This window comes from Rhizobium sp. X9, from assembly GCF_018873185.1.
Classification (GTDB): domain Bacteria; phylum Pseudomonadota; class Alphaproteobacteria; order Rhizobiales; family Rhizobiaceae; genus Agrobacterium; species Agrobacterium oryzihabitans.
The window spans coordinates 1,782,654-1,803,987 of record NZ_CP071312.1; the positions used below are offsets into that span (position 1 = coordinate 1,782,654).

Annotated in this window: 14 protein-coding genes and 3 pseudogenes; 9 read left to right on the forward strand and 8 right to left on the reverse strand. The window is 62.6% G+C overall.

The genetic code is table 11. The annotated features are described in order from the left end of the window. Positions 1-182 precede the first annotated feature (182 nt). From JZY08_RS23130 to hsdR, 6 genes and pseudogenes are all read left to right on the forward strand, one after another. Entirely contained in the window at positions 183-1,298 is a 1,116-nt protein-coding gene (locus JZY08_RS23130; RefSeq protein WP_035219827.1) for a hypothetical protein, read from the forward strand. Between the two features lie 185 nt (positions 1,299-1,483). Then, positions 1,484-1,990, forward strand: coding sequence for a hypothetical protein (locus JZY08_RS23135; RefSeq protein WP_051795999.1), 507 nt, complete (start codon positions 1,484-1,486; stop codon positions 1,988-1,990). Then, positions 1,983-3,944 (forward strand): ATP-binding protein, encoded by a 1,962-nt coding sequence (locus JZY08_RS23140; RefSeq protein ID WP_051795996.1) that lies wholly within the window; start codon positions 1,983-1,985, stop codon positions 3,942-3,944. Before JZY08_RS23135 ends, JZY08_RS23140 begins: the two co-directional genes overlap by 8 nt. Continuing rightward, positions 3,941-4,690: an ATP-dependent Zn protease gene (locus tag JZY08_RS23145; RefSeq protein ID WP_051795991.1), complete on the forward strand. Its 750-nt coding sequence runs from the start codon at positions 3,941-3,943 to the stop codon at positions 4,688-4,690. The genes JZY08_RS23140 and JZY08_RS23145 overlap by 4 nt, the downstream gene beginning before the upstream one ends. A gap of 621 nt (positions 4,691-5,311) precedes the next feature. Continuing rightward, positions 5,312-6,579 (forward strand): annotated as a pseudogene (locus JZY08_RS23150) (IS256 family transposase). Continuing rightward, positions 6,576-9,006: pseudogene (gene hsdR / locus JZY08_RS23155) on the forward strand (EcoAI/FtnUII family type I restriction enzme subunit R). Before JZY08_RS23150 ends, hsdR begins: the two co-directional pseudogenes overlap by 4 nt. Here the strand turns inward: hsdR and JZY08_RS23160 are convergent. From JZY08_RS23160 to JZY08_RS23190, 7 genes are all read right to left on the reverse strand, one after another. Beyond that, the gene (locus JZY08_RS23160) at positions 8,970-9,935 is read right to left on the reverse strand and encodes a quinone oxidoreductase (protein ID WP_216331790.1); all 966 of its coding nucleotides are present in this window, start codon (positions 9,933-9,935) and stop codon (positions 8,970-8,972) included. The pseudogene hsdR and the gene JZY08_RS23160 overlap by 37 nt on opposite strands. 49 nt (positions 9,936-9,984) lie before the next feature. Further along, positions 9,985-10,551, reverse strand: a complete 567-nt coding sequence (locus JZY08_RS23165) for a TetR/AcrR family transcriptional regulator (protein WP_035219820.1) — start codon at positions 10,549-10,551, stop codon at positions 9,985-9,987. Positions 10,552-10,659: 108 nt separating this feature from the next. Next, the gene (locus tag JZY08_RS23170) at positions 10,660-13,149 is read right to left on the reverse strand and encodes a heavy metal translocating P-type ATPase (RefSeq protein WP_216331791.1); all 2,490 of its coding nucleotides are present in this window, start codon (positions 13,147-13,149) and stop codon (positions 10,660-10,662) included. Positions 13,150-13,190: 41 nt separating this feature from the next. Next, the gene (locus JZY08_RS23175; RefSeq protein ID WP_035219816.1) at positions 13,191-14,957 is read right to left on the reverse strand and encodes an oleate hydratase; all 1,767 of its coding nucleotides are present in this window, start codon (positions 14,955-14,957) and stop codon (positions 13,191-13,193) included. 27 nt (positions 14,958-14,984) lie between these two features. Beyond that, complete coding sequence (locus tag JZY08_RS23180) at positions 14,985-15,851, reverse strand: 3-hydroxyacyl-CoA dehydrogenase (RefSeq protein WP_035219813.1); 867 nt, start codon at positions 15,849-15,851, stop codon at positions 14,985-14,987. Then, positions 15,848-16,345, reverse strand: a complete 498-nt coding sequence (locus tag JZY08_RS23185; RefSeq protein ID WP_202903057.1) for a thioesterase family protein — start codon at positions 16,343-16,345, stop codon at positions 15,848-15,850. Before JZY08_RS23185 ends, JZY08_RS23180 begins: the two co-directional genes overlap by 4 nt. Further along, a complete protein-coding gene (locus JZY08_RS23190) occupies positions 16,342-16,965 on the reverse strand; it encodes a TetR/AcrR family transcriptional regulator (protein WP_035219811.1) in 624 nt (207 codons plus the stop codon). The genes JZY08_RS23185 and JZY08_RS23190 overlap by 4 nt, the downstream gene beginning before the upstream one ends. Positions 16,966-17,153: 188 nt before the next feature. On the opposite strand from JZY08_RS23190, the gene JZY08_RS23195 reads away from it, so the two are divergent. Genes JZY08_RS23195 through JZY08_RS23205 form a run of 3 tightly spaced genes read left to right on the forward strand, consistent with a single transcriptional unit; the run spans position 17,154 to position 20,238 of the window. Further along, positions 17,154-18,209 carry a catalase family protein gene (locus tag JZY08_RS23195; protein ID WP_046407435.1) on the forward strand — a complete coding sequence of 352 codons (1,056 nt, stop codon included), beginning with the start codon at positions 17,154-17,156 and terminating at the stop codon, positions 18,207-18,209. 40 nt (positions 18,210-18,249) lie between these two features. Then, positions 18,250-18,861, forward strand: a complete 612-nt coding sequence (locus JZY08_RS23200) for a hypothetical protein (protein WP_035219808.1) — start codon at positions 18,250-18,252, stop codon at positions 18,859-18,861. Between the two features lie 3 nt (positions 18,862-18,864). Further along, positions 18,865-20,238, forward strand: a complete 1,374-nt coding sequence (locus tag JZY08_RS23205; RefSeq protein ID WP_035219806.1) for a Dyp-type peroxidase — start codon at positions 18,865-18,867, stop codon at positions 20,236-20,238. 217 nt (positions 20,239-20,455) lie between these two features. On the opposite strand, the pseudogene JZY08_RS23210 reads toward JZY08_RS23205, so the two are convergent. Beyond that, positions 20,456-21,037, reverse strand: a pseudogene (locus tag JZY08_RS23210) (LysR substrate-binding domain-containing protein); the annotation flags it as partial. Between the last annotated feature and the right edge of the window lie 297 nt (positions 21,038-21,334).

Here is a 21,334-nt window from a genome sequence, read left to right on the forward strand (position 1 = left end):
GAGCCCGACGTTAACCTTGTTCCGGTCCTGTTCTCATTTTTGGGCCCAGGGGTCCTTGAGCCCGAGCGCCGGTCCTGCCAGGTTGGGGACGTTCCGAATGGCCGGAACAAAGCGGCCCCTGCCGATGCTGGTAACATCGACAAGGGCCTGACCGTCAACCTTGTCTAAGAAGGAATCGGGCTATGAGCACGAATACCGTTTCTGTTCCCTATGGGGAAGTTCTCCGTTCCATGATCAACGCGGCTGATGCCGCCGCGGCGTCCGGATCCCGCCCGCGCCCGTTCGGCCTTGGCCGCAACGCGGCTCCGACTGCGGTTCGCGAACCGGCGGTGCTGCGCCGCCATCCGCATCTGGTGCGCTTCGCCGATGTCGAAGCCGATCTCGATTTGCTGATCGATCGCGCCATTGCCGCCATTGCCGACGGCGAACCGATCGAGGACGCGATCCTCGGCCACTATGTCCACATCGCCTCGCTGGTGCGGGCCGTCTCGTTCCGGGAAGGCAAGCTGCTGGAGCAGGCGGTCGAACGTCTGGCGAAAGCCAATCCCGACATCCTCGTCTTGACCCAGTCCCTGAAACTGCCGCTGGTCAAGGCCGCCATGGAAGCAGTTGCCGGAAACGACTGGTCGAGCCTCGACGGCGTGAAGCTCGATTGCGAGGCGCCGGCCAAGGGCAGCTACACGCCCGACCTCATCATCGTGAACCGAGCCCGGCACACGGCCTATATCCTCGACGTCAAACGGTCGCTCGCATCCTATGGCGACACCAGCCGGCTCGAAGAGCTGAAGCTGAAGATGATGGCGTCGGCCATGGTCCTGCCGGACTGGCTTTACAAGAACCAGAAGCGGCTGATGGTCGATGCGGTCGAGGTGGCGATCGTCGACGGCGCCAGCCGACCGAGCGATCATGCCACTGGCATCTGGGCGCTCTCCGAGATCGACGACCTGCTGGAGATCGATGGTGTGGCCGACTGCATGGCCGAATTGCGCCTGCGCTTCGGCATCCGGGTGCAGCAGCTTCTCGAAGCCGAAGCGCGCAAGGCTCTTGGTTTGGACAGGGTGCCTGTCATGGGTCCGGCAGCGATGTCCTCGGCTGTGACCGCGGCGCTCCATCCGCGGATCAATCTCAATGGACCAAGCCGGAGTTACGAAGAAGATCTGGCTGCCCGGTCTTGCGACGATGACGATCTGCGCGATCGCCTCGATGATGACGGCTTCAGGGACGCCGATGAAGCCGAGGATGATGAACCGGTCCCCATGTTTGTGCGGGTGGGCTTTGCCCGGCGCCCTCGGCACTGATCGAGCACGTCATCCGACTGCCGTTGATGCCTATTGCCTGATGGCCTGACCGCCGCGCCCTGACGCTTGTCGTCAGGCGCCGGATGTCGACCGCCATGCGTGCCCATCAGTCCTCAAGGCTGCGGCTTTCCCTTTCCATCTCCCAATGACGCTGGACCCGAGCGCGGTTCGGCGAAGGAGTTTCCATGTCTTCCGACATCACCCCGGATGTGCCGCCGCGCATCCGCTGCGAGCCGATCGCATTGTCCTCGACGTCACCGAACCCTACCTGCCATCGTTCGCATGGCACTGTCCTCCGCTATCCCGGACCTGCTCGTCATGATCCGCCCGCTGACGATCCGGCCTTCCTGATCGGACTGGCGCTTGGTCATGTCAGGCAGGGCGATGGTCTGACCGGCATCGTGCCGGACACGGTCATCAGCCGACTGCAGGCGCAGGCCGAGCGTGGCAATCCCGCCTGCCGCCTGATGGTCGACTGGCTCGGTAACCGCAACCGCGATCTCGTGGCTCCGCTTCAGTCGGATACAGACGATCCGAGTCCAGCCGAGCCCCGTCCCCTTCGTCGCCGGATCCGGGAGCGTCGCCAAGCCGCGCCGGGGAGCTTGAAGAAACACACATCAAAGAATGCGGGGGCGTCCGATCCCAAAACGGCAATTATTGCCGCGATGACGGAGGGCCGAATCGATGAATAAACTCGCCCGTCTTCTGCTGCGCCGTCTCGACCATGTTGCCCGCCGGGAAGCCCAGCGCAACGCCCATGCCAATGGGCTTCTCGCCATGAAGATCGTCGAGGTCGATGGTCATGTTCTCCGCCGCTACAGTCCCGCATTCGATACCGATCGCATGAGCGGTGATCGGGATCGTGACCTCGCCTGGATCCGCCGCACCTTCGCGGCCTATCTTTTGCCGCCGGCTCAGCAGTCCGACATTGTGGTGACTGAGGGGAAGGCGTCGACAGCGTTGCTGCCGTCGCTCTACCGGCCAGGTCAAGCCACAGCCGATGATCATGCCGCAGCAGCCGATCACAGACGCCGTGCCTATGCCGTCGGTCTTGTTGGCCGGGCGGGCCGGGCACCGCTGGTCAGTAACGTCGTGGCGGCTCTGGTGCTGGCCCGCGCGATCGAGAATACGCGCATGCCGCTTGCCAGGATCGTCCAGACGATTGCCATGGCGGCGCCCGTGGTCAGCCTGCACGCACCCGTGCCCGGCTTCGAGCGTGCCATGCGGCGGTTGATCGAATTGCCGGGCTTTCTTCCCGGGGCTGTTCCGAACGGCATCGACGGTGACTATGTCTATGACGATGGCAGCTTCGCGGTCGCCGAAGGCACGGGGCGTCCGTACATTCAGTTCATCGGCGAGTCGGTCCATCGCCTGACAGGCGCCACGCTGCAGCGGCGACTGGTCAATGCGCTGACGCGGGATTATCCGGTCGTGGCCATCTCGGAGACGGCGCAGCACATCCCATCCGAAATCAGCATCGCTGCCGATGTCGCCCTGGTCGGCGGGTTCCTCGACTACCCCTTCATCAGCATGATGTTCGAAGCCATGTATGGTGACACCGGTCTGGCGGCGCTCACGCGATGGACCAATGCCTATGACGCGCATTATCTGACCATCGATGACGTTGTGCTGGCGTTCCGGCCGGGTCGCGGCGCGTCCGAGGTGCTCGACGTGCTGGCTTCACTGACCGAGCGCAATCGTGTGGCCGCTCGCGATGGTGATGATGACGACGACGAGCCAGCATCCAAGGCCACCGGAAAATCCTCGAAGTCGAAACAGGATAGGACGTCGCCGGAGAAATCTTCCTCCGGAAAAGACAGTGGCGGCGGATGGAAACGTGACAAGCCGTCGGGTGCCGAGATCATCCAGCCGGAGCTCTGGGGGCCGGGGGAAGACGACCACCCGTCGCTGATGGTCGAGACGCTCTCCGGATACGGCAAGGCCAAGACCTGGGCGCTGGATCTCAAGGCTGATCTGGCCGATCACAGGGCAGGGGCTCTCGCCTGGTCGGACATGAGCACCAAACTATTGCTGCACGGTCCACCCGGGACCGGCAAGACGACGTTTGCGCGGGCGCTGTGCAACAGCCTGCAGGTGCCGCTGGTCGTCACATCGGTCTCGACCTGGCTGCAGGGCGGCCATCTCAACGATGTCATCGCCAAGATGACCAAGACATTTGCCGAGGCCCGCGCGATCGCCCCGTCCATTCTGTTCATCGACGAGATCGATGGCATCGGCAAGCGGCAGCCGGCAGAGCGTGAATATGCGGACTATTGGAATACGGTGGTCAACAAGGCGCTCGAACTGCTGGACGGCGCCGTGAAGAGCGAAGGGCTGATCATCGTGGGGGCCACCAATCGGCCGGACCAGATTGATGACGCGATCAAGCGCTCCGGGCGGCTGGAGACGCATATCGAGATCCCCATGCCCGATGTCGCAGCGCTTGCGGCCATCTTCATGCATCATCTCGGTGACGATCTGGCGGTGCTGGTTGGCGATGCTGGAAAACTGAACGGCGAGGCTCACGACGAGGTGGAGGCGGACGCCGCGGGAACGCATGAAGGCCCGCCGCCACCAGAAAATGATGCTGACACAGCCAGCGATGCACACGGCTCAGGTGAAACCCGGAAAGGAAGGACGACATGACAACGACATCGAAGCATATCGAACCGGGCACTCCTGACGCTGCCGCTTTGGTGCTAAAGCGGCTGGCAACGAGGGCGATGGGCCTGACTGGCGCCGACATCGAGCGGATCGTTCGCCAGGCGCGCCTGAAAGCCCGACGGGAAAAGCGGCCGATCCGCTATGAAGATCTGGAGGAGGGCATCCGGATGGATCGGCCGCAGGTGCCGTATGATCTGCGCTGGCGCTTCGCGATCCACGAAGCCGGACATGCGGTCGTCCATCATGCGCTGCGGCTCGGCACGATCCACGGCCTGAACATCGACACATCCGGAGGCGGTGGCTATAGCCAGCTCGGATTCACGGCATCGGGGAGCGATACGCTCGGCTATCGCGAGGATATGCTTGCGATGTTGATGGCCGGACGGGCAGCCGAACAGATTGTGGTCGGTGCGGTCTCGGCAGGATCCGGCGGCACCGAGGATAGCGATCTCGCCCGGGCAACCAGGCTGGCGCTTGCCATGGAGCGCTCCCTCGGCTTCGGCGCCGTCCAGCCACTGCTTTATCGCGAAGACCATGACCCGACCGCTGTGCTCGATGGCAATCCGGACCTCGCGGCCCGCATTCATGCACGGCTGGAAAAGGCTCTGGCGCGGGCAGTCGACGTTCTGAGCAAGAACAGGGACAGGCTCGACGCCCTCATCAAGGCCCTGTTTGATGCCCAGGTGCTGGATGGAGCGCGTGTGTGTGAGATTTTAAGGGATGGTTGATCTGTGAGGCAACGAACTGTTTCCCCTTGAGGGGCTTTCTCAAGCGCGCCTCTATGCACGCACCCACCATCATTGCCTGAAATGTCGTGAAAACCCGATGCCGCGTCGCCGCCCCTTGGCTTCGTCACTCTTGAGACCCGGCCTCGCATCGCTACGCGGCCGGAAGTGGGCCACGGCGTCATTCGGTGGAAATGGGGAGGCTATGCCTGATCACATCGAACAAGGTTGAGCCGGTGCGATAGTCAGTTGGTGTGGATGGTACTGCTCTATCTGCCCGTTCCCCTGCCGTACGGCTCGCGCCCGCTATCCAGTGACGAGATGAGATTAGCGAGCAGGGCCATGGGGCGCCAAGCTCAAGGACTCAAGAAATTCAGCGCGGCACTTATCACCTGCTCTCAGGGTTGCATTGACGCTGCGAACACTATTCATATTGTGTATTCAATGGGATTGTGGGGGAACGACATCGGGATGGACAAGCGCTCTTTTACGGAACGCGATATCTGCACGAAGTTCATCTTGCCGGCCGGGGCTATGGCTGAAAATGGGTGATGGGGCCTGAGAAGGCGGCGTATCGTGGCGGGTGCTGAAGCCTGCCAGAACCTCCCGAAGGAGCGATACGCCATGAACGACGATACCATGATCAGCCCGCTTCACCAGCCTGGTTCGATCCTTGACCCGCTAACCGAGATTGCCCGTGAGGGCGCACGCCAGATGCTGGCCGCCGCACTGAAGGCCGAGGCGGCCAGCTTTGTTGCCCGCTTTGCGGACGAGCGGCTGTGCGATGGCCGTCAGCGCGTTGTTCATCACGGGACCGGGCCGGAGCGGACGATCCAGACGGGGATCGGGCCGCTCGCCGTGAAACGGCACAAGGTCCGTGACCGCGCTGCCGTGGGAGCGGAGAAGAGGATCCGCTTCACCTCGAACATCCTGCCGAGGTGGGCGCGGCGCTCCCGCAGTCTCGATGCGCTGCTGCCGGTGCTTTACCTGCGCGGCGTGTCGATGGGCGACTTCCAGGAGGCGCTGACGGCGCTGCTGGGACCGGATGCCCCGAACCTGTCACCTGGTGTGATCTCGCGGCTGACGGCAGGTTGGCAGCAGGATTACGACCGCTGGCAGCGCCGCGACCTTTCAGCGCGCCGCTATGTCTACATCTGGGCCGACGGCGTCTACCTTCAGGCCCGTATGGAGCCGCAAGCCGAGTGCACGCTGGTGGTCCTCGGGGCTACACCCGAAGGAAAGAAGGAACTCGTCGGTTTCCAGGTCGGGGTGCGCGAGAGCGCGCAAAGCTGGCGCGAGCTGCTGGTCGATCTCAAGGCCCGCGGCCTTGCCGTGCCGCCGGAACTGGCTGTCGGCGATGGCGCCTTGGGCTTCTGGAAGGTCATGGATGAGGTCTTTCCTGGCACCCGCCATCAACGGTGTTGGTTTCACAAGATGGCTAATGTGCTCAATTGCTTCCCCAAATCCATGCTGCCCGCTGTCACCGCCGATCTGCGCGAGATCTCCCATGCCGCAACCCGCGCCTCGGCATTGGCGGCCATCGAGATCTTCAAGGAAAAATACGCCGCCAAATACCAGCGTGGCGTCTCCTGCCTGACCAAGGACAACGAGGCCTTGCTAGCATTTTACGACTTCCCGGCCGAACACTGGGAGCATCTGCGCACCTCGAACCCCATTGAAAGTGTCTTTGCCACCGTCCGACACCGAACCTCCGCACCAAGGGCGCACTGTCGCAGAAAACCGCAAAGCTGATGGTCTTCACCCTGGCCCGGGCCGCATCGAAGAAGTGGCGCAAGCTCAACGGCACAAACCAGTTGCCACACGTCATCGAAGGCGTCAGATTTACCGACGGGGTCGTCGCTGACGATGCCAACCAAAGCCGCGCCGCCTGATCAAGTCGCGTCACCCAAATTTATCCATAGCTCTGCCGGCCGTCAAGCAGGCGGGTTGGGACATGATGCTGCAGGTCCGGGAAGAGGTCTTCGTCACCAAGGGCCGCATCACTGTTCGTGGGAAGCTCGTCGCCCGCGGCAACGCCAAGAAGGCCGACGTCGTCCTCTATTACAAGCCCAATATCCCGATCGCGCTCATCGAGGCGAAGGACAACACTCATGCGGTCGGTGATGGACTGCAACAGGGGTTGGACTATGCCGAGACGCTGGCGATACCCTTCGTCTTTGCCTCGAACGGCGACGGTTTCGTATTCCACGATCGTACCGGCCTGCGGGAGGTGAAAGAGGAAAACCTCCACCTCGACCAGTTTCCGTCCCCAGATGAGCTTTGGCGGCTCTACAGTCGATGGAAAGGTCTGGACACCTCTGCCGAAGAGCTTGTGCTCCAGGACTATTATGATGACGGCAGCGGCAAGGCCCCGCGTTATTATCAGGTGAAACGCCGTCAACGCGGCCATCGAGGCCATTGCCAAGGGGCAGGATCGCGTCCTTCTTGTCATGGCGACCGGTACGGGCAAGACCTACACCGCCTTCCAGATCATCTGGCGTCTATGGAAGGCGAAGCGCAAAAAGCGCATCCTGTTCCTCGCTGATCGCAACGTGCTGATCGACCAGACCATGGTCAACGATTTCCGCCCCTTCGGCGGCGCAATGGCCAAGCTGTCCACCAAGTCGAAGACGATCGAGCGCCCGGACGGAACGGAAGAGGCCGTGCCACTGGCGTTGGATCGCAAACGCCGCATCGACACCTCGGTCGAAATCTATCTGGGACTCTATCAGGCTATCACCGGCCCCGAGGAACGACAGAAACTCTTCCGCGAGTTCTCACCTGATTTCTTCGACCTGATTGTCATCGACGAGTGCCATCGCGGTAGTGCGGCTGAGGATTCCGCCTGGCGGGAAATCCTCGAATATTTCTCTGCTGCCAGCCAGATCGGTTTGACGGCGACGCCGAAGGAAACGGAGTATGTCTCCAATACCGCCTATTTCGGCGAGCCAGTGTTCACCTATTCCCTGAAACAGGGCATCAGCGATGGTTTCCTTGCACCCTACAAGGTGATCAAGGTCCATATCGATCGTGACGTGGAAGGCTATCGGCCGGAAAAAGGCCAATTGGATCGCGACGGCGAGGAAGTCGAAGACCGCATCTACAACGCCAAGGATTTCGACCGTACCCTGGTGCTGGATGACCGCACCAAGCTGGTGTCCGCCAAGGTGACCGAATTTCTGAAGGAGAGCGGTGACCGTTACCAGAAGACCATCGTCTTCTGCGTCGATGAAGAGCATGCAGCCCGCATGCGCCAGGCGCTCATCAATGACAACAAGGACCTGAGCGACGAAAACGCCCGCTATGTCATGCGCATCACCGGCAGTGATACGCTAGGCCAGGCGCAGATCGGAAACTTCATCGATCCGGAATCGCGCTATCCGGTGATCGTCACCACGTCGAGGCTGCTCTCCACCGGCGTCGATGCACAGACCTGCCGCCTCATCGTGTTGGATCGCCCCGTCGGCTCCATGACCGAGTTCAAGCAGATCGTTGGCCGCGGCACGCGCGTGCATGAGGATACGCAGAAATTCTATTTCACCCTCATGGATTTCCGCGGCGCGACGAACCACTTTGCCGACCCAGAATCCGATGGTGATCCGGTGCAGATTTACGTGGCGGGTGAGGACGATCCCATCACGCCGCCAGATGCGCAGCCTCCGGGCTTCGAAGACAATGGCCAGGACGACTACACCACCGAGCCGCCGACCACCGGTGGCGAGGAGGTGACCTTTCCGCCCGGCGGCGGCGAACGCCAGAAGAAGGTCTATGTCGATGGCATTAGCGCAAAGGTCATCGCCGAGCGTGTCGAATACCTTGATGCCAATGGAAAACTTGTCACCGAAAGCCTGCGCGACTTCACCAAGGCAGCGCTGCTGCGCCATTTCGCCAGTCTCGATGATTTCCTGAAGCGTTGGAAATCGGAGGAGCGCAAGGACGCCTTGGTCAAGGAACTGGCGGCCGAGGGCCTGCCACTGGATATGATCGCCAAGGAACTCGGCATCGACCTTGATCCCTTTGATCTCGTCTGCCATATCGCCTTTGATCGCAAGCCGCTGACGCGGCAGGAGCGCGCCGACAACGTGAAGAAGCGTGATGTCTTTGCCCGCTATGAAGGCAAGGCGCGGGCCGTGTTGGACATACTCTTGTCCAAATATGCCGATGAGGGCGTCTTGAACCTCGACGACACAAACGTCCTTCGGATACCGCCAGCGAACACCATCGGAACGCCGATTGAAATAGTCCGCGCCTTCGGAGGGAAAACCGGTTTTCAGAAAGCTGTCTACGAAATGCAGGAGGCTATTAATGACGCTATTTGAGACTCGAGAGCTCGTTTTCGAAAACGATTGTGTAGGATTCGTTCGCCGCCGATCCGGACCTTGAGCTTGCCGTCCGCGACCCACTGAAAGAGCTGCGCCGCATGCTTGCGAAGCAGGACCGGGGTATGCACGTGATCGAAGAAGACCGCGTAGCCGATCTTGATGCTCCTGGGCAGGCTCATGATATCGAGTGGCCCCGGACCGCCCAGCACCGGGCCATACCAGCAAAAGGTGCCAGAGCGGCGTAGAACGTCGAGCGACCCCTGAAACGTCGTCGGTCCCGATCCGTCATAGACGACATGGACGCCCTCTCCATCGGTCAGGCGCAGCGCCTCTTCGGCAAATCGCCCCTCCGTGTCGACAATGACATGGTCTGCGCCCACTTCCCGGGCGACGGCGACCTTGTCCTCAGATGAAACCCGACCGATCACCCGGCCACCGCGCAACTTGATGATCTGGGTCAGGAGCAGGCCGACACCTCCTGCCGCAGCGTGAACGAAGGCAACATCACCGGGCTGCACCGGATAGAAGTCGGTCGCGAAATGGCTGGCGGTCAGCCCCTGCATCATGATCGAGGCCGCCGTTCGATCGTCGACCGCATCGGGAACCGGCACCAGCGACGTTGCCGGGATCGCGATCCGCTCAGCATAACTGCCGGGCGCATAGACCCAGGCGACACGCTGGCCGGGCTGAACAGCCTCGACGCCTTCGCCGACTGCCAGAACTCGACCGACGCCTTCGACGCCCAGGATCTTGGGATTGGGCATGTCAGTCCAGGCAATCCCCTGACGCACGCCGATATCCATGAAGTTGACCCCGGCAACAGCGATCTCGACCAGCGCCTCGCCCGGCCCGGCGACAGGCTCCGGTCGCTCGATCTGCTCCAGCACCTCGCGGCCACCGGTCGCGGTCATCACTACTGCTCGCATGTCTTTCTCCTATCTTGAATGATCGTTCCGCAATCGGTCAAAAAAGGGGTCAGCGCAGCGCGCGCATGACCATCTCCTGCAGGGCAGCCAGGGTTGATCGGTCGGCGCCGCCACGCCCGGCGACGCGGATCCCGGCGATATTGGCGATCAGGAATTGCGCGAGAGCCTCGGGATCGAGGCTGGCTGCAACATCGCCCTCACGCTGCGCGTCGCACATGCGGGCGACGATGGCCATGTGCAATGTCCTGCCCAGTGCCGCATGGATATCGACCAGGTCCGGCCGCGAGGCACCGAACTCGCAGGTCGAGCCGACGCCGAGACAGGGCGTGTACGCTGTCTCCACGACATGGCGCAGCATGGCGGCAATTCCGTCGATGGCGCGCGCGCCGCTGCGAAGCGCCTCGAAATGCGCCGCGCATTCGCCCATGCCGTAGCGCCGCACCGCCGCGCAATAGAGCTGCCACTTGTCGCCGAAGGCCGCGTAGAGGCTCTGCCGCCCGATGCCCATGGCGTCCACGAGCATCTGCGCCGAACTGCCCTCATACCCATGCTCGCTGAACACGGCGATCGCACCGTCCAGGGCAGCATCCGTATCGAATTCTCGAGGTCTTGCCATAAGCCATGTATAGCGATTCTGGAACGATCATTCAAGTATGGCGGCTCGGTTTTGCTTTCAGCACAATTTGCGGGTGGCAGTGGCCGTTAGGTGAGGATCGCCCGATCGTCAGATCTTCAAGGCGCGCAATCGCAGCGAATTGCCAATGACGCTGACGGACGACAGCGCCATCGCCGCCGCAGCGATGATCGGCGACAGCAGCAGTCCAAACGTGGGATAGAGCGCCCCCGCCGCGATCGGCACGCCTGCCGCATTGTAGATGAAAGCGAAGGCGAGGTTCTGGCGGATGTTGGCCATCGTCGCCTGCGACAGGCGTCGCGCGCGGACAATGCCGGTGAGATCGCCCTTGAGCAGCGTTACCCCCGCGCTCTCGATGGCAACGTCGGTCCCTGATCCCATGGCTATGCCGACATCAGCGGCGGCGAGCGCCGGCGCGTCATTTACGCCGTCACCCGCCATGGCCACCACCTTGCCCTGCGCCTTCAGGCGCTCTACCACCGCCGCCTTCTGGTCCGGCAGCACATCGGCCTCGACCTCATCAATGCCGAGCTTTCTGGCGACGGCTTCGGCCGTGGTGCGATTGTCGCCGGTCAGCATGACGATGCGGATGCCTTCGGCATGCAGGGCCTTCAGTGCCTCAGGCGTGGTCGCCTTGATCGGGTCGGCGATGGCGAAGATGCCGCCGATGGCATTGCCTATCCCGATATAGATCGCCGTCGCACCGTCGCGGCGCAACTCATCCGCCTGCCCGGCGAGCGACGCCGTATCGATCCCATGCTCGGCGAGAAAGGCGGTGCTGCCGAGCACCACTTGCCGTCCCTCGATCACGCCGACCGCGCCCTTACCGGTCGGCGAGTCGAAATCGGCGACATCGGGGATGGCGATCTTTCGTTCCTCGGCAGCCGCCACGATCGCGCGCGCAAGCGGATGCTCCGAGGCTTTTTCAACACCTGCCGCCAGCCGCAGGATGATCTCCTCGACAAATCCCGGCGCCGCGACGATCCGGGTCACCGCCGGTTTGCCTTCGGTAAGCGTCCCGGTCTTGTCGATCACCAGAGTATCGATCTTCTCCATCCGCTCGAGCGCCTCCGCGTTCTTGATCAGAACGCCGGCGGCCGCCCCCTTGCCGATACCGACCATGATCGACATCGGCGTCGCAAGCCCGAGCGCGCAGGGGCAGGCAATGATCAGCACGGAAACGGCCGCGATCAGGCCATGCGCCAGACGCGGCTCTAGCCCCCATACACCCCAGGCCGCGAAGCCGAGCAGCGCTACGGCGATGACGACCGGCACGAACCAGCCCGACACCTGATCAGCCATGCGCTGGATCGGCGCACGCGAGCGCTGGGCATCCGCGACCATCTGGACGATGCGAGCCAGCATCGTGTCGCGCCCGACTTTTTCCGCCCGGATGACGAGCGCGCCGGTCTGATTCAGCGTCCCTCCTACGACCGCTTCGCCGACTACGCGCGTCACCGGCATGGATTCGCCGGTCACCATCGATTCATCGATCGATGAGCGCCCCTGCTCGACCACGCCATCCACCGGCACGGTTTCCCCGGGCCGGACCCTGAGCCGCTCGCCGATCGCAATCGCCTCGACCGGCACATCTTCTTCCACACCGTCTGCCCCGATGCGTCGTGCGGTCTTCGGCGCGAGATTGAGAAGCGCGCCGATCGCGCCGGACGTCTGTTCCCGGGCGCGCAACTCCATAACCTGACCAAGCAGCACCAGCACGGTGATGACGGCGGCCGCCTCATAATAGACCGCGACCGCGCCATCAGCGTCACGGAAAGCCTGCGGGAAGAGCTGCGGCGCGAATGTCGCGACGATGCTGTATCCCCAGGCGACGCCGGTCCCCATCGCGATCAGCGTGAACATGTTGAGGCTGCGGTTGACGATCGACGCCCAGCCACGCGCGAAGAACGGCCATCCGGCCCACAGCACCACCGGCGTCGCCAGGGCGAACTGGATCCAGATCGAGATGTGCATCGGCACCAGATGATGCAGCGCCGGGATCAGGTGGCCGCCCATCTCCAGCAGGAACACGGGCAAGGCGAGCGCGAGGCCGATCCAGAAGCGCCGGGTCATATCGGCAAGTTCGGGACTGGGTCCGGCATCCGCCGCCGCGATCAGCGGCTCCAGCGCCATGCCGCAGATCGGACAACTGCCCGGCGCGTCCCGGCGGATTTCCGGATGCATCGGGCAGGTCCAGATCGTGCCCTCCGTTACGGCTGCCGTTAACGCCGCAACGGGGTGATGCTCATGGCGATCAAGTCTATGGGTGTGGCTAGGGTGGGAATGATCGCCATGGGTAGCAGCACCCTCATGGTGCGGCTCGGCATGCGCTACCCGTGCTGCATAATGCACGGGGTCGGCGTCGAACTTCGCCTTACAGCCGGCCGAGCAGAAGGCGTAACGCTCGCCTTCATACTCAGCCTTGTGAGCGGTCCTGGCGGGATCGACCACCATGCCACAGACCGGATCATGGTCGACGTGACCGGACGGCGTTTCGCCGTCCGGCTCATGATGGTGATGATGGCCGTGCGCCCCAGTCACCTCGGCGGCGCGTTCGCTCTTCTGATCGTCGTCGGCCATTCATCACCTTTCACACGCCGCGCGTGCCTTCCGGTCTTTGTTCACTCCTCGATCAGATGGAACTCTTCGAGCAGCTTGGCGATCTCCGTGCCTTCGAGCTTCTTCATCAGCAGCTTGCGCAGGAAGGCCGGTCCGGGAAGATCGATGCCCTTGCCGTCCCGCAGCGGACCGATCGCAGCAAGAAGTGTACGAATATCATAGGTCGAGTTGAAGACCTCCGGCACGCCGCGCTCGACATTCATCAGCGTGTAGACGGCCTCCATCGGGGTTCTCACCGAATATTCCGTGGTGAAGATGCAGTCCCGCTGCTTCGATTCCGCGAACTGGCCGATGAAGGCGAAGTTGACCGCGCCCTCCGGCACCACGTCCGGCCGGTCACCCGCCTGGCGCGGCATGAAGAAGGCGGTAATATAGGGCATCATCGTGGGAACGGTGCTGGCGCCGGATGCCGCGAGTTCGGGAATGTCCTCGACCGGCACGCCGAGGTGATAGAGCCATTCCTGGGTGATCTCCTCACCGGTGCATTCCTGCATCGGCTTCTTCACGAAGTCGCCGGGGCAATCGACAAAGAGCGCGTAGAACCAGGCGATCATCTGATCTTTGGGCTGCTTCTTGAAATGCGGCTGGCGATGAACCGTCCAGCTCAGCAGCCACGCCGAGTCCTTCACCGTGACGATACCGGCGGAGACGATCTTGCCGGTAAAGGGGTTCCGCTTGGTGATCTTCTCGACATAGGCCGGAATGCGGGCGTCGAGGGCAGTGATGGAGGCGGAGGCCCATTTCGTCTCCGGGATATGGGCGCCGAACACGTCGGGGCGGCCGAAGGCCGGATCCTTCGCGGCGATGCGGCGCCACAGGTCCCAGGCCGGCGCCGGTCCTTCATTGAGCTTCGCCGGCGTCCTGTGGTCGCCATTGTCGGAATTCTCGGTCAGCGAGCCGATCGTGATGAAGACGAGATCGTCTGGCCCGAGATCGACGCCGCCTTCGACGCCGCGCTCTTTCCAGTGAATGCGGGTCGCTTGCTTGCGGCCGGGCTGGATGTCGAAATCGACATCGGTGACCTCGACGCCGTAGCGGAACGTGACGCCGTGATCGGTCAGCCACTTCACCAGCGGCAGGACCATCGATTCATACTGGTTATAGCGGTTGAACTTGAGCGAGGAGAAGTCGGCGAGACTGCCGATATGATGGATGAAGCGGTGCAGGTAGAGCTTCATCTCCAGCGCGGAATGCCATTCCTCGAAGGCGAACATGGTGCGCCAGTAGAGCCAGAAATTGCTTTTGAGGAAGTCTTCGCCGAAGACCTCGTTGATACGCTTGTTCTCCATCTCCTCGCGCGTCGCGAGGAAGACCGAGAGCAGGTCCTTCTGGGCCTTGTCGTTTAGCGTCAACAGCGCTTTGTCGGGCACGTCCTGGCCCTGGTTCTGCGTCGTGCGCTGGAGCGAAAAGTTGGGATCGTCCTTGTTGAGCCGGTAGAACTCGTCGAGCACGCTGGCGTCCTCGATCTCCAGCGAGGGGATCGAGCGATAAAGGTCCCACAGGCACTCGAAATGTTCTTCCATTTCGCGGCCGCCGCGAATGACGAAGCCCTTTTCGGGCACGTCCAGACCATCGAGCGCGCCACCAGGGATTTCCAGCTCTTCAAGGATGGTGATGCGGTCGCCGGAAACGCCGCCGTCGCGGATCAGGAAGGCCGCGCCGGCAAGCCCCGCCAGCCCCGAACCGACAAACCAGGCCGTCTTCTTGTCGGCGCCCTCGGGCTTGCGGGGACGCACGAAGGCTTCATAGTTTCCGCTGCTATAGTGCATGGCGAACTCCTGTTCTTCTTGTTGGGATCAGTCTGCGGAGGGCTTGTAGCTGTAGAAGCCTTCGCCCGAGGCGATGCCGAGCCTGCCCTTGTCGATGTAGTTTTCCTTCAGCCAGGCGGCGAGCGACTGAGCATGCTCGTCGCCATGCGAGAGGATGTTGTAGGGGGTGTTCAATCCGATGATGTCGTAGATCTGGAACGGCCCCATCGGCGCGCCGGTGGCGATCCGCCAGACCTTGTCGACATCTTCCGGCTCGGCATAGCCGCCGGCCGCCAGATCGGCGGCCGCGTTCAGGAGCGGCACCAAAAGCGAATTGAGGACGTAACCCGCTTTCTCCTTGCGCACCGGGATCGGCACCATGCCGATGGCGGAGGCGAAGGCGATCAGGGCATCGAACACGGCCGGATCGGTGTCGTCCGTGCCCATCACCTCGGCGGTGTTGAACTTCCAGATGCTGTTGGCGAAGTGCAGCGCCAGAAACCGGTCCGGTCGGCCGGTGTAAGCCTTCAGGTCGCTCGGCAGCAGGGTCGAGCTATTGGTGGCGAAGATCGTCCTGTCCGGCGCGAGCCCCGCCAGTTTCTCGTAGAGCGCCTGCTTGATCGAAAGAACCTCCGGAACCGCCTCGATCACGAGGTCCGCGTCCGCGACGGCCGCGCCGAGATCGCTCAGCAGAGCGATCCGCTTGAGCGCCCCGGCCGCCTTGCCGCCAGCCGCGCCCGACACCTCGTTCGTGTAGGTTTCGACGAGCGCCGCCAGCCGTGCGCGCGCCTGTTCGAGCGCTTCCTCGCTGATGTCGCAGGCGACAACATCGAAGCCGCTATAGGCCGTCTGGAAGGCGATCTGGCTCCCGAGGACTCCCGTGCCGAGAACCGCCACTTTCCTGATATCGCTCATCCAATTTCCTTCTGCGCGGTATCGTCACTTAGAAACGGAGCCGCCACCTCCACCGGGACGCGGGCCAGCTTGCCGGTTTCCCGATCGACCAGGGCCCATTGGGTCAGCGAGGCGACGATCGTCCGGCCGTCTTCGGCATGGAATTCGACACATCGTGCATAGCGGGCACCCCGCGGCGCTCGGACGACCCAGGTGATCGCACTGACCTCGTCTCCCGCCCGGACATTGCCGCGATAGTCGACCTCATGGCGCAGCACGACCGCGACGAACCGGTCGCGATCCTGCGGCCGCGCGGCCGTCAGCCAATGCGCCACCGACGCATCCTGAATCCAGGTCACCCAGACCGCATTGTTGACATGGCCGAGTTCGTCGATGTCGGCGTCCCGGGCGCGGAAGCGGATATGGAAGCGCCGATGCTCATCCCCCTCGCCGACGAGTGGGTGTCCGTGCTCATCGCAGCCGATGCGTCGACGATCTGACACGATCCCGCTCACGAATACGCCTGCTCCTCATGCGACGAACCCAGTCCTGCCATGGCGCGGAAGAAGCCGACGAGCATCTCGTCGCGCGGCATGGCGCCTTCGACATCGCCCTGCACCGCCAGTCCCATCCAGAGCGCGTAAAGACCGATACCGGTTTGCATCGGCGGCAAGGCCGGACGAAGTGCGAAGCGTTGCGTCAGATCGGCGACGAGCTCACCGAACATCCGATAGCAGGCCGCCTTGCCCTCCCGGTGCCGCTCGGCGAAAGCCGGATCGCGCCGGGCATGGAGCTGCAATTCGATCGAGAGCAGTGACCATTGTGCCTCGTCGGCCAACTTCGCGAGCCGCGCGGCCAGCACCTGCAGCGTCGCCTCGATATCGTCGCCGGAGCAGTGCGCGACCAGGTCGCGAAGCAGTGTGACCTCGTCCTGGATATGGCTTTGCAGGATCTCGACCAGCAGATCATCCTTGCTGGCGAAGTTCGAGTAGAAGGCGCCCTGCGAATGCCCTGCGGCGCTGCAGATGTTGCGAATCGACATGGCAGCGACCCCCTCCTCGATAATCGAGGAATGCGCGGCCGCGATCAGCCGGTCCCGCGTCTGGCGCTGCGTGGCCTTGCGCGTAAGCGGCATGGGTTCGTTCTCCAACCAACGGGCGAGACGTGCGAAACCTTTTCGGAGGTTCCGCGTTCTCAGTGAAACCAGATATCAACTGATATCCTATATCAACGGCGATTTCGACTCGAAATCGTTCCTGGGCAACGAAATCTCAGTGTGAAGGAGCGCTCTTGGCTCAAACCTACATTGGCTATTCCCCGGACGTGGAGGTTCTCGGCGAGGACGAGGAGCGGCTGACCGCCGAGATCCTCGAGATCATGGCCACCACCAACCGGCGGGCCTTCGAGCGTCATCGCCACGCCGTGCGCGACGCCCATGCCAAAAGCCATGGGTTCCTGAAGGGCGAACTGATCGTTCACGAACTGCCCTCGCATCTGCGCCAGGGCTTGTTCGCCCGACCCGCCAACTATCCGGTGGTGATCCGCCTCTCTTCGGCGCCGGGCGACATCCACTCCGATACCATTCCCGCGCCGCGTGGCATGGCGATCAAGGTGATCGGTGTCGATGGCGAGCGGCTTCTCCCCGAAGACCAGGGCCACAACCAGGATTTCCTGCTCGTCAACATCCCGACCTTGAGCTTCGGCACGATCGGTAAATATCGCCAGCTCATCAGCCTTCTGGAGAAGAATGCCCAGAACCCGGCCTTTCTCCAGCGAGCGATGGCTGGGGTCGCGCGCGGCGTGGAGGCGGCAGTCGAAGCGGTCGGCGTCGAGCCCGGCGCCACGCTGCGCGGGCTCGCTCGCGACAATAACCATCTGCTGGGCGAAACCTATCATTCGATGGCGGCGATCCGCTTCGGCGACCATATCGCCAAGATCAGTGCCGCGCCGTTCTCCGACAACGTCCGTGCACTGACCGGCAAGGATGTCGGCGCGGTTGAGGATTCCACCATGCGCGATCTGGTGGTTGAACATTTCCGCGAGCAAGGCGCAGAGTATCAGCTCCGTGCTCAGCTCTGTGCCGATCTCGACAGGATGCCGGTCGAGGACGCCGCCGTGCTCTGGCCGGAAGACCTTTCGCCGCACCAGCCGATCGCGACCCTGCGCATCCCGCCACAGGAGGCCTATTCGCCGGCGCGGCGCGTCTACGGCGATGATGTGCTGTCGTTCAATCCCTGGCATGGTATCCGCGATCATCAGCCACTCGGCTCGATCATGCGCGTGCGCATCGCCGCCTATGAACGATCCACCCGCTACCGCCACGAAATGAACGCGCAACCGCGCGTCGAGCCGGCGAGCATCGACGTCATTCCGGACTGACGATCCGATCGTCACACGCAATCACGAAAGGAGGCCAGCCATGGCCGAGACCGAAGAAACCCCGCAGATCGATGAAACCCGCTTGCAGGCCATCCGCCGCCGCATCGAGGAAGTGGTTGGCGATGCGCCACAGCTCGCCAAGCTCGCCCTCGAGCAGATGGTGACGAAGCATAATCCCGACCTCAAGGGCACAGCCGGCTCGGCCGGTCGCGTCGGCGCGCAGTCCGGCAATGTCTCCGAGCTCACCGCCATCGCCAACCTCAAGCCCGGCGGCGCGGATCGGCTGAAACGCATATTCGGGCTGGTGAACGGCAATTTCGACGGGGCGCAGAAGGTCGGCACGCTGCACAACATGCGGTTCGTGTTCTTCGACAACGACACCCGCATCCTGTTCGCCACCGCCTATGACGGCGACTGGGACACCTATATCAACGACTTCGCCACCAAGATCCCCGATCTGATGGACCTGATCTTCGCCTCGGTCGAGGGCTGGCCGGGCATCGCCAGCCCCGAGGTCAAGGACTTCATCGCCGAGCATCAGATCACCGCCGCCGGCTGGTTCGTCGCCAATCCGCAGGTCACCGTCGTCGATGTGCGCCGGCTCCAACGGCTCGAACATGCCGTCAACGAATTCCTGGACAAGGTGGGCTGAGCCATGGCGATCCTTCAGAAACTAAAAGAGCACTTCTCGCGGGATAGCGTCACGCTCGACCTGCAGGACATCCAGGCGCTGATCCTCAGAAGCCGGCCGGAACCCTATGTCGGCGTTCACGCCATGCTCCATTTCGACGAGGCAGCGGGAGCCCGCAATCTTCTCGGCCGGCTGGCACCGCATATCGCTTCGGCCGACAATTGGAGCGAGGATCTCGATTTCTGGATCGGCGCTGCGCTCAGCTTCGAGGGTCTGAAGGCGCTCGGCGTTCCCGACGCCCAGCTCAAGACCTTTCCGCTCCCGTTCCAGCAGGGCATGGCCGCACGCGCGGAGCAGCTTCGCGACTTCGGACCCAACGCGCCGGAAAACTGGGAAGAGGTGTTCAAGCCGGGCAACTGCCATCTCGCGCTGACCATCTACGCGGTCGACGATGATGCGCTCGACAAGGCGCTGGCGACGGCGCGCACCGAACTCGACCGGAGCAGCGGCGTCACCTTGCTCGGCGAGCATCGCTTCGGCGCGCCGGACGGCGCGAAAAACCCGTTCGGTTTCCGGGATTCGATCTCCCAGCCCGCAGTGGAGGGCAGCGGCGTTGATCCGCTGCCAGGCGAGGAGCGGCCAATCAAGGCCGGCGAATTCATCCTCGGCTATGAGAGCGAGAACGGCCAGCCGCTCGGCATGCCCGAGCCTGCGGTTCTCGGAAGGAACGGCACCTTCGTCGTAATGCGCAAGTATAACAGCCGGGTCGGTTGCTTCAACGCCTTCCTCAAGGCACATGGCGACACGCCGGAGGAACGCGAGCGCCTTGCCGCCAAGATGTTCGGGCGCTGGCGCTCCGGCGCACCCTTGACGCTGGCGCACGATCACGACGATCCCGACCTCGGCGCCGATCCGCAGCGCAACAACGACTTCACCTTCAAGGACGATCCCAAAGGCCGCGTCGTGCCGCTCGGCTGCCATATGCGACGGCTGAATCCCCGCGATTCCGAGTTGACGCTGCTCACCGACGTCAACATCCACCGCATCATTCGCCGTTCCTCGACCTTCGGGCCGGTTTATTCCGAGGATGTGGGGCCTGAGGACGATGCCAACGGCGATCGCGGCCTGTTCTTCATCTTCATCAGCGCGCGTGCCTACGACACGATCGAGTTCATGCAGCAGGAGTGGATCAACCGAGGCAATTTCGTCGACCTTGGCGAAGAGCGCGATCCGATCGTTGGCCTGCATGAGGATGATGGCCGGTTCACGATCCCGCAGGCGCCGGCGCGCAAGCGCATCGACGGTGTGCAGACTTTCAATGTCATGAAGGGCGGCGAATATCTGTTCATGCCAAGCCTGTCCGCGCTCAAATGGCTGGCGGCCGGGAGCTGGGGTTAGGAACCCGCCGGTCAGTCGTTGGCCTTTGTGAAGATGAACGTGCAATTCATCAGGATCGCTGCGTTCGGCCTCACCATGATCTTTGCCAGTCGCGTCTGGCCCGATCGGTAATCCTGACGTCTGCAAAAACTGCCTCTAACGCATGATCGGCGAGGACGCTTCGGTCATCCGCATCGCTTGAGCGCAGGCGTTTCGGATCCCGGGTGGCTTTTGCTCTTCATAAGAGCTTGTCCTTCAGCAGCGTCTCAAGCCAATCGGCAAATACCTGCAGCCGGTGTGAAAGGTGCTGGCGGTGGGGATAGAGTAACGTCATAGGCATCAGCTCGGCTCGATGGCCGGGCATCACCTCGACCAATTCTCCCGCCTCAAGATGCTGTTTCACGTCATAGGCTGGGATCTGGATCATGCCGAGGCCTGCGAGGCAACAGGCGATGTAGGCCTCGGCGCTGTTGACAGTGACCCGCCCGCGCAACGGAACCCGATGCAGCTTCCCTTGCTCCAGCCACTCCCAATCCTCAACACGGCCGCTGGTCGGAGAAGCATAATTGACCGCCCAGTGATCTCCCAGATCTTCAGGAGAGCCTGGCGTGCCATGCCGCGTCACATAGGCTGGGCTGACGACGTTGATCAGTAGCAACTTTCCAATAGGCCGCGCGATCAGGCCTGAGTCGTTGAGCGGCCCCACACGCAGCACACAGTCGATGCTGTCTTCGACCAGGTTCACCGAGCGGTCGGTGACGCCGAGGTCGATGTCGATCTCGGGAAATTTGTCGAGGAAGCCAGGCAAAGCCGGCGCGATGGCAGTACCATCGGTACGTCGCCGGAGACGGAATTGGACTAGCGATGGTTGCCTTGCGAGTAGGCTTAGCCTCGAAGCTGTCTATCTGTGGGTGACACCGGGTCGTCCGGCGGGCGAGCGATCTTGGTCTTGATCGCAGACCTGCCGGGATCCGGTGATCGCCCAATGGGCGTAGACCGTGTGGTTGGCTAGTGAGGTTCCAAAGGCCGGTTGTATCTTGAATTAGTCCTTTAGTTAGAATAATTCTAAACTGAACATTTTTCTGCGTTTTCCTTCCATCACGGAATGAGGTTGCGT

Excerpts from the sequence above, each read along its gene's own strand:
- JZY08_RS23130 (WP_035219827.1), top strand. The coding sequence starts at position 183 with ATGAGCACGAATACCGTTTCTGTTCCCTATGGGGAAGTTCTCCGTTCC.
- JZY08_RS23135 (WP_051795999.1), top strand. The coding sequence starts at position 1,484 with ATGTCTTCCGACATCACCCCGGATGTGCCGCCGCGCATCCGCTGCGAG.
- JZY08_RS23140 (WP_051795996.1), top strand. The coding sequence starts at position 1,983 with ATGAATAAACTCGCCCGTCTTCTGCTGCGCCGTCTCGACCATGTTGCC.
- JZY08_RS23145 (WP_051795991.1), top strand. The coding sequence starts at position 3,941 with ATGACAACGACATCGAAGCATATCGAACCGGGCACTCCTGACGCTGCC.
- JZY08_RS23160 (WP_216331790.1), bottom strand. The coding sequence starts at position 9,935 with ATGCGAGCAGTAGTGATGACCGCGACCGGTGGCCGCGAGGTGCTGGAG.
- JZY08_RS23165 (WP_035219820.1), bottom strand. The coding sequence starts at position 10,551 with ATGGCAAGACCTCGAGAATTCGATACGGATGCTGCCCTGGACGGTGCG.
- JZY08_RS23170 (WP_216331791.1), bottom strand. The coding sequence starts at position 13,149 with ATGGCCGACGACGATCAGAAGAGCGAACGCGCCGCCGAGGTGACTGGG.
- JZY08_RS23175 (WP_035219816.1), bottom strand. The coding sequence starts at position 14,957 with ATGCACTATAGCAGCGGAAACTATGAAGCCTTCGTGCGTCCCCGCAAG.
- JZY08_RS23180 (WP_035219813.1), bottom strand. The coding sequence starts at position 15,851 with ATGAGCGATATCAGGAAAGTGGCGGTTCTCGGCACGGGAGTCCTCGGG.
- JZY08_RS23190 (WP_035219811.1), bottom strand. The coding sequence starts at position 16,965 with ATGCCGCTTACGCGCAAGGCCACGCAGCGCCAGACGCGGGACCGGCTG.
- JZY08_RS23200 (WP_035219808.1), top strand. The coding sequence starts at position 18,250 with ATGGCCGAGACCGAAGAAACCCCGCAGATCGATGAAACCCGCTTGCAG.
- JZY08_RS23205 (WP_035219806.1), top strand. The coding sequence starts at position 18,865 with ATGGCGATCCTTCAGAAACTAAAAGAGCACTTCTCGCGGGATAGCGTC.